Source organism: Streptomyces sp. NPDC056527 (assembly GCF_042794475.1).
GTDB lineage: Bacteria > Actinomycetota > Actinomycetes > Streptomycetales > Streptomycetaceae > Streptomyces.
In genome coordinates this window covers 26,343-33,493 of record NZ_JBHTTQ010000084.1, presented here as the reverse complement: position 1 = coordinate 33,493, position 7,151 = coordinate 26,343, and the positions used below count along the sequence as shown (strand labels likewise).

Here is a 7,151-nt window from a genome sequence, read left to right as displayed (position 1 = left end):
GCCCCCTCCACCCGGAGGGGGCCGCCGCCTTCGTCACGGCTCAGGCGTGCCGCACGACTTCCTCCACGCCCCACTGCGCGAGCAGCCGCAGCGCGTCCGCCGAGGCCGTGCCGGGCTCCGCCTGGTAGGTCACGAGGACCAGGTCCGGGTCCGCGCCGGAGACCTTCAGCGACTCGTACTGCAGCGTCATCTCGCCCACCAGCGGATGCCGCAGCCGCTTGCTTCCATGGCCCTTGTCCGCGACGGTGTGCGCCGCCCAGAGCGAGCGGAACTCCTCGCTCCGCACCGACAGCTCGCCGACCAGCGCGAGCAGCGCCGGATCGTCCGGGTAGCAGCCCGCGTACAGCCGCAGCACGCTCACCACCTCGGTCGCCTTGCACTCCCAGTCCAGGTAGAGGTCACGCGCGTTGGGCCCGAGGAAGACCAGCCGGGCCATGTTGCGCTCCTCCGGCTCCATCGCCGCGAAGTCGCCGAGCAGCGCCCGGGCCATCCGGTTCCAGGCGAGGATGTCGAGCCGCCTGCCGACGAGGACCGCCGGGACGCCGTCCATCGAGTCCAGCAGATGCCGCAGACCCGGCCGCACCTGCTGGGGGCGGGCGATCGCCGCCCGGTGCTGCTTCTTCTTCGCCGTCGGCTTCGCCAGATGCGTCAGATGCGCGCGCTCGGAGTCGTTCAGCCGCAGCGCCCGCGCGATCGCGTCCAGCACCTCCATGGACACGTTGCGGCCGTTGCCCTGCTCGAGACGCGTGTAGTACGCCACCGAGACGCCGGCCAGCTGCGCCAGCTCCTCCCGGCGCAGCCCCGGTACGCGACGATGGCGCCCGAACTCCGGCAGTCCCACGTCCTCCGGCTTCAGCCGGGCCCGGCGCGAGCGCAGGAATTCGCTGAGTTCGGCACTGAGATCCATGCGTCCCGATTATCCCAGGTCGTAGCTCCGGACGGACGGGTGTTCCTGTCCCTGCCAGTGGTAGGCACGCTGGTCGTAGGCAGAACAGAGGGCTGGGTGGAAGACCGGCACCCCGGCAGGCTGGTCGCCATGACCACGAACGTTTCCGCCGTATCCGCCTACGCCGCGCCCGCCGCCAACGCCCCGCTGGAGCGCACCACCGTGCCGCGCCGCCCGGTCGGCGAGCACGACGTCCTGATCGAGATCAAGTACGCCGGCATCTGCCACTCCGACATCCACCAGGCCCGTGACGGCTGGGGCGAGGGCATCTTCCCGATGGTGCCCGGACACGAGATCGCCGGCATCGTCACCGAGGTCGGCGCCGGGGTCACCAAGCACAAGGTCGGCGACCGCGTCGGGGTCGGCTGCTTCGTCGACTCCTGCCGGGAGTGCGAGTACTGCCTCCAGGGCCTGGAGCAGTACTGCGTCAAGGGCGGCACCGGCACGTACAACGCCCTCGACAAGAACGGCGAGCCCACGTACGGCGGCTACTCGACCCACATCGTCGTCGACGAGAACTACACCCTGCGCATCCCCGAGGGCATCGCCCTCGACGAGGCCGCGCCGCTGCTCTGCGCCGGCATCACCCTCTACTCGCCGCTCGCGCGCTGGAAGGCCGGCCCCGGCAAGAAGGTCGCGATCGTCGGCCTCGGCGGGCTCGGGCACATGGGCGTCAAGATCGCCCACGCGCTCGGCGCCGAGGTGACGGTGCTCAGCCAGTCGCTGAAGAAGCAGGAGGACGGCCTCAAGCTGGGCGCCGACCACTACTACGCGACCAGTGACCCGGAGACCTTCGGCAAGCTCGCCGGCTCCTTCGACCTGATCATCTCCACCGTCTCGGCCCCGATCGACTTCGGCGCGTATCTGAGCCTGGTCAAGACGGACGGCGCGCTGGTGAACGTCGGCGCGCCGGAGGAGCCGATCGCGCTCAACCTGTTCTCGCTGATCGGCGGCCGCAAGACGCTCGCGGGCTCGATGATCGGCGGCATCGCCGAGACGCAGGAGATGCTCGACTTCTGCGCGGAGCACGGCCTGGGCGCGGAGATCGAGCTCATCCGCGCGGACGAGATCAACGAGGCGTACGAGCGGGTGCTGGCGAGCGACGTGCGGTACCGCTTCGTGATCGACGCGTCGACGATCTGATCGCTCCCGGGGGCCGGCGCTCCGGGGACCTGGTGTGCGTGCCGGGGCATGACGTGCGAGGTAATCGACCCCGTACGCCTGCCCCGGCACGCTTGCGTCATGACCGCTTACGCCCTCGCGAACCTGAACCCCCCGACCGTCCTCGACGAGGAGGTCTTCACCTACATAGAGCGCATCCAGGCGACGCTGGACCCCTTCGGCGGCCGCTTCCTCGTGCACGGAGCCCCCGACCGGGAGGTCCGTGAGGGAGAGTGGCCCGGAGCGCTCGTCATGATCGGCTTCCCTTCCATGGACCAGGCGCGCGGCTGGTACGACTCCCCCGCCTATCAGGAGCTGATCCCGCTGCGCACCCGCCACATCCCGGGCGACGTGCTCCTGATCGACGGCGTCGCCCCCGGCTACGACCCGGCGGCGACGGCCGCGGGGCTGCGTGCCGCGACCGCGTCAGGAGGCGCGGCCTGAGAGCAGTTGGAGCCGCGCGCCGCCGAAGCCGGAGCGGAAGCGGTGGTCGTGGGAGACCGCGACCACGGCCCCCTCGAACACGGCCAGGGCCGCCTCCAGGTCCTCCACCAGCGAGAGCGCCACATGGTTGGTCGGCTCGTCCAGGACGAGCAGGTCGGCCGGCCGGCTCACCAGCCGGGCGAGCTCCAGCCGCCGCTGCTGGCCCACCGACAGCGCCGCCACCGGCACGGTCAGATCCTCCTCCCGGAAGAGCCCGAGGGCGAGCAGCTGCCCCGCGTGCTCCTCGGGCGGGCCGGGGCGGCCCGCCGCGTACGCCGTGAGCAGCGGCTCCCGGGAGGGCACGGCGGGCAACTCCTGGGCCAGGTACCCGACCCGGCCCGACCGCACCACCGTGCCGCTGTCGGGCCGCAGATCCCCGGCGAGAACCCGCAACAGGGTGGTCTTCCCCGCCCCGTTGGGCCCGGAGACGAGCAGCCGGTCGCCGGGCGAGATCCGCAACTTGTCGATCCGCAGCCGCTCTCCGACGACGATGTCGGCGAGCTCGGCGAGCACGCCGTCGCCCCGTCCGGGTCCGCCACCCGCCCCCGGGCCGTCGCCCGGGCTCGTACCGCGATTCGGTCCGGACTCGGTGCCGGACCCGGACGCGGTGTTCGCCGTCCGCGGCGCCCTGGATCCGGACCCGGCGACGGACCCGGCGCCCGGCGTGAGTGGGGTGTGGTCCGTCGGCGCCGTGGATCCGGACCCGGTCGTCGTCAGACGGACCGTGAAGCGCAACGGCTCCGGTGGCGCCGGTACGGGCGTCCGCCGCAGCTGCTCCAGTCGTACCCGGGCCGACCTGACCTGGCCCGACAGCTTGTTCTCGTGGGAGCGGCGGTGCTTGCCGAAGCCCTGGCGCGGGTCCTTGCCGGAGACCGCGAGCCGCTGCCCGGCCGCGGCCACCAGCTCCTCCGTACGGGCCACCTCCTCCCGCCACTCCTCGTGCTCCCGCACACGGCGGCGGCGTTCGGCGGCCTTCGCGGCGCGGTAGCCGGACCAGCCGTCGCCGTACCGGGTCACCCCCCGGGTGTCGCGGTCGACCTCCAGGATCGCCGTCGCCATCCCCTCCAGGAACGCCCGGTCGTGGGTGACGGCAACCACCGTGCCGCGGTGGGTCCGCAGCCGCTCCTCCAACCAGCCGGCGGCCGACCGGTCGAGATGGTTCGTCGGCTCGTCGAGCAGCAGCAGCTCGGCGCCCGAGGCGAGGACGCAGGCGAGGGCGAGCCGGGACTGCTCACCACCCGACAGGGTGCCGACGCGGCGCTCGTACGCGACGTGCCCGAGGCCGAGGCCGTGCAGCGCGGCGTCGACCCGGGCGTCGGCCTCGTACCCGCCACGCTCCTCGTACCGGGCCGCCAGCTCCCCGTACGCGGCGAGCTCCTCGGCCGTCGCGGAGCCGAGCGACTCCTCGGCGGTCCGCATCTCCCGCTCCATCGAGCGGAGTTCGGCGAGCGCCGCGTCGACGGTGTCCCGCACGGTGTGTTCGGGTCCGATGCCGAAGGACTCGGCGAGCGTCTGGGCGAGGTGGGCGGTGCCGCCGGGGAAGCGGACGGTGACGTCCCCGGTGTCCGGGGCGTCCGCCCCGGCGAGGAGCCGGAGCAGCGTGGACTTGCCGGAGCCGTTCTCACCGATGACGGCGGTCTTCTCGCCGGGTCGGACGGTGAGCGAGATCTGTTCGAGGACGGAGCGGTCCCCGTACGCCTTGGAGACGTCTTTCATGGCCATCTGGGCGCGGTCGCGCATGGGATCTTTCCCTGAATCGTGGAGGTTCGTCCGGGCCGGAGGAAGGGACACCGGGACCACCACCGCCGCGCCCCGAGGGCGCCGGATCAGCGGGTCAGACCGTGTCCGCGGCCGGAGTCAGCGAAAGAAGTAGTACGAACCCATGCGATCGAGTCTAGCCGCGCGGCCCGCCGACGGCGCAGCCAATAATGCGCGGTGGCCACGGCGAGCAGCGGACCCCAGGCGAGCAGGGGCGCGTAGCAGGCGGTCATGACCACGTACGCGATCCCCTTCGGGGACTCGGGGTGGCCCATGGTCTCCGGGCCGTTCCAGCCGAAGGCGCCGAGTGTGGTGAGCAGGGTCAGGGCGAGCGCACCGGCCCCCGCCAGGGTCACCGTGAACGAGGTGGGCACGCGCCGCCCGCCGATCAGGGGCATCCAGCGGGGGAACACCTGCCCCCAGGACTGGACGAGCCCCAGCGCGAGGAGCCCGAGGGCCTCGGCGAACAGGGACAGTCCGACCATGTAGAGGGAGAAGAAGCCGCCCGGCTCGACGTCGGCCAGGGCGTTGGTGCCGCTGAAGCCCACCGGGATGCCGCATGCGGCGGCCAGCCGCCACAGCCCGCTGGGCAGGGGTGCGAGCGCGGCGAGGTGGGCGGTCCGGACGACCCAGCGCGGCGGGGTGTCGACGACTGTCTTCATGCTCAGCAACCCTTCTCCTGCGGCCTGTTGGGGCCGTGTCCCGTTGACGTGATCAGCTTCGTCCGGGGTCGGGGTCGGGGCCCATCCGCCGACCGGCAGATCCTCGCGCCCAGCGGGGCCCGCCCTCTGCCGTTCGGCAGCGGGCGGGGGTGGGAGGTGATCCGTAAGGTGGTCGCGGGGGTGGGGACATGACGGGGACGTGGGTGGTGGCCGTGCCGGCCGTGATCGCGGCGGGCGCGCTCGTCGCGGAGGCGGTTCCGGTGCGGTGGGGCGTGCGCTCGGCGGGGGCGCGCGAGATGCGGGCGGCACCGCCCTCGTCGGTGCGGGCGCCGGCGTCGGCCGACGCCGGCGCCGCGTCCGCCCGGCGGCTCGGTCCGCCGTCCGGCCGATGGACGTACGCCGGCCGGGCGGCCGGTCTCGCCGGTGCGGCTCTGCTCGCCGTACTGCCGCTCGTCGACGGCACCCCCGAGGAATCCCGGTGGCTGCTCGGCGCGGCCTGCCTCCTCGTCGTGCTCCAGGCGGCTGCCTACCGCTGGGCCCCGCGGCGCGAGGCGCTCACCGGAGGGGGACTGGCCGCCGTGGCGACAGCCCTGTGGACCGTGCCGCTCGTGCCGAGCGCCTCCTTCTTCGAGCACGTCGGCATGAGCGCGTTCTGGTGCGTGCCCTCGCTGGGCGCGGCCGTCGTCGGAGGCTACCCGCGCTCCACCGACCGCCGTCGGACCCGGGCCGTGCACGAGGCGCGCCACGCGCAGCAGCTCCTGCTCGCCCACGATCTCCATGACTTCGTCGCCCACGACATCAGCGGCATCGTCGCCCAGGCACAGGCCGCGAGGTTCGTCGCCGACCAGGACCCGGCCGCCGCCCTGCCCGCCCTGGAGCGCATCGAGCGGGCCGGACTCGCGGCCCTCGCCTCCATCGACCGTACGGTCTCCCTGCTGCGCGCGTCGACGGACGCCGACCGCGCACCCCTCCCGGGTCTCGGTGAACTCGCCGACCTGGTCCGCAGATTCGGTGACGAGGGCAGGACCGGGAGCCACCTCGACATCGGCGACGGCGTGGAACGCGCGCTCTCCCGGGAGGCCGCCGCCACCCTCCACCGGGTGGCGACCGAAGCGCTGACCAACGTGCGTCGCCATGCCCCCGGAGCGACTCGGGTCGACGTCGAACTGACCCTCGTCGACGCGGAGGTGACGATGACCGTCACCAACGACGGCGCCCGCCCCGGCCATCACCCCCGTACCCGCGAACACGGCGGCAGCGGGCTGCCCGCCCTCGCCGAACGCCTACGCGCGAGCGGCGGAACGCTGCACGCCGCCACCGCCCACGACGGCACCTGGCGCCTCACCGCCACCCTGGACCGGACCGGAGACCGCCCATGACCACCCGCATCCTGATCGCCGACGACCAGGAAGACGTCCGCAGCGGCTTCCGGCTCATCCTCGACTCGCAACCCGACATGACCGTCGTCGCCGAGGCGGCCGACGGCTCCACCGCCGTCGACCTCGCCCGCACGCTGCGACCGGACGTCGTCCTCGCCGACATCCGGATGCCGAAGCTGGACGGTCTGGAGGTCACCCGGCAGCTCTCCGCCGGGACGAAGGTGATCGTGGTGACCACCTTCGACCTCGACGACTACGTCCACACCGCCCTGCGCCACGGCGCCTGCGGCTTCCTGCTCAAGCGCTCGGGGCCGACGCTGCTGATCGAGGCGGTACGGGCGGCGATGGCGGGAGACACGCTGATCAGCCCGCAGATCACCGTCCGCCTCCTGCGCCACCTCGCCCCCGAATCCGGCCACACCCCGCCGCAGGACCCGCTGACCCCGCGCGAACGCGAGATCGTCCGCCTGGTCGCCCGGGGCCTGACGAACGCGGAGATCGCGTCCGAACTCGTGGTCACCCCCGGCACGGCGAAGACCCATCTGGCCAACATCCAGGCGAAGCTGGGCGTACGGAACAGGGTGGGGATCGCCGCCTGGGCCTGGCGGACGGGCCTGGCGACACCGACCCCGTAGGGATCACCGCCCCTGCGGATCCGGCCGGTGCTCGACGCCGGCCCCCACACGGTGTCGATGCTCCACACCCCGGACGCCCCGGGCTCGGCGATCCTGCTGTTCGCCAAGTCGGTCGGTTGATCCGTTC

7 protein-coding genes are annotated in these 7,151 nt (G+C 73.1%); 4 read left to right on the top strand and 3 right to left on the bottom strand.

The window, feature by feature from the left end; translation table 11 throughout:
* Window positions 1-40: 40 nt before the first annotated feature.
* Complete coding sequence (locus ACFQ7Q_RS29235) at window positions 41-907, bottom strand: helix-turn-helix domain-containing protein (RefSeq protein ID WP_383560222.1); 867 nt, start codon at window positions 905-907, stop codon at window positions 41-43.
* 129 nt (window positions 908-1,036) lie between these two features.
* Between ACFQ7Q_RS29235 and ACFQ7Q_RS29230 the strand changes: the two genes are divergently transcribed.
* A complete protein-coding gene (locus tag ACFQ7Q_RS29230) occupies window positions 1,037-2,089 on the top strand; it encodes an NAD(P)-dependent alcohol dehydrogenase (RefSeq protein WP_383560220.1) in 1,053 nt (350 codons plus the stop codon).
* Between the two features lie 99 nt (window positions 2,090-2,188).
* Window positions 2,189-2,551 (top strand): DUF1330 domain-containing protein, encoded by a 363-nt coding sequence (locus ACFQ7Q_RS29225; protein WP_383560218.1) that lies wholly within the window; start codon window positions 2,189-2,191, stop codon window positions 2,549-2,551.
* Here the strand turns inward: ACFQ7Q_RS29225 and ACFQ7Q_RS29220 are convergent.
* Both ACFQ7Q_RS29220 and ACFQ7Q_RS29215 read right to left on the bottom strand, forming a co-directional pair.
* On the bottom strand, window positions 2,534-4,330 hold the full coding sequence (locus ACFQ7Q_RS29220; RefSeq protein WP_383560216.1) for an ABC-F family ATP-binding cassette domain-containing protein: 1,797 nt from the start codon (window positions 4,328-4,330) through the stop codon (window positions 2,534-2,536). The genes ACFQ7Q_RS29225 and ACFQ7Q_RS29220 overlap by 18 nt on opposite strands.
* Window positions 4,331-4,416: 86 nt before the next feature.
* Window positions 4,417-5,010, bottom strand: coding sequence for a hypothetical protein (locus tag ACFQ7Q_RS29215; RefSeq protein ID WP_383560214.1), 594 nt, complete (start codon window positions 5,008-5,010; stop codon window positions 4,417-4,419).
* Window positions 5,011-5,198: 188 nt separating this feature from the next.
* Here ACFQ7Q_RS29215 and ACFQ7Q_RS29210 point away from each other — a divergent pair, with 188 nt between their 5' ends.
* Together ACFQ7Q_RS29210 and ACFQ7Q_RS29205 are read left to right on the top strand one after the other, a co-directional pair.
* Window positions 5,199-6,389, top strand: a complete 1,191-nt coding sequence (locus tag ACFQ7Q_RS29210; RefSeq protein WP_383560212.1) for a sensor histidine kinase — start codon at window positions 5,199-5,201, stop codon at window positions 6,387-6,389.
* Window positions 6,386-7,024, top strand: coding sequence for a response regulator (locus ACFQ7Q_RS29205; RefSeq protein WP_383560210.1), 639 nt, complete (start codon window positions 6,386-6,388; stop codon window positions 7,022-7,024). Before ACFQ7Q_RS29210 ends, ACFQ7Q_RS29205 begins: the two co-directional genes overlap by 4 nt.
* The last annotated feature ends 127 nt before the right edge of the window (window positions 7,025-7,151 follow it).

What these genes read in the sequence shown, in the direction of transcription:
- ACFQ7Q_RS29235 (WP_383560222.1), bottom strand. Translation starts at nt 907, where the DNA reads ATGGATCTCAGTGCCGAACTCAGCGAATTCCTGCGCTCGCGCCGGGCC.
- ACFQ7Q_RS29230 (WP_383560220.1), top strand. Translation starts at nt 1,037, where the DNA reads ATGACCACGAACGTTTCCGCCGTATCCGCCTACGCCGCGCCCGCCGCC.
- ACFQ7Q_RS29225 (WP_383560218.1), top strand. Translation starts at nt 2,189, where the DNA reads ATGACCGCTTACGCCCTCGCGAACCTGAACCCCCCGACCGTCCTCGAC.
- ACFQ7Q_RS29220 (WP_383560216.1), bottom strand. Translation starts at nt 4,330, where the DNA reads ATGCGCGACCGCGCCCAGATGGCCATGAAAGACGTCTCCAAGGCGTAC.
- ACFQ7Q_RS29215 (WP_383560214.1), bottom strand. Translation starts at nt 5,010, where the DNA reads ATGAAGACAGTCGTCGACACCCCGCCGCGCTGGGTCGTCCGGACCGCC.
- ACFQ7Q_RS29210 (WP_383560212.1), top strand. Translation starts at nt 5,199, where the DNA reads ATGACGGGGACGTGGGTGGTGGCCGTGCCGGCCGTGATCGCGGCGGGC.
- ACFQ7Q_RS29205 (WP_383560210.1), top strand. Translation starts at nt 6,386, where the DNA reads ATGACCACCCGCATCCTGATCGCCGACGACCAGGAAGACGTCCGCAGC.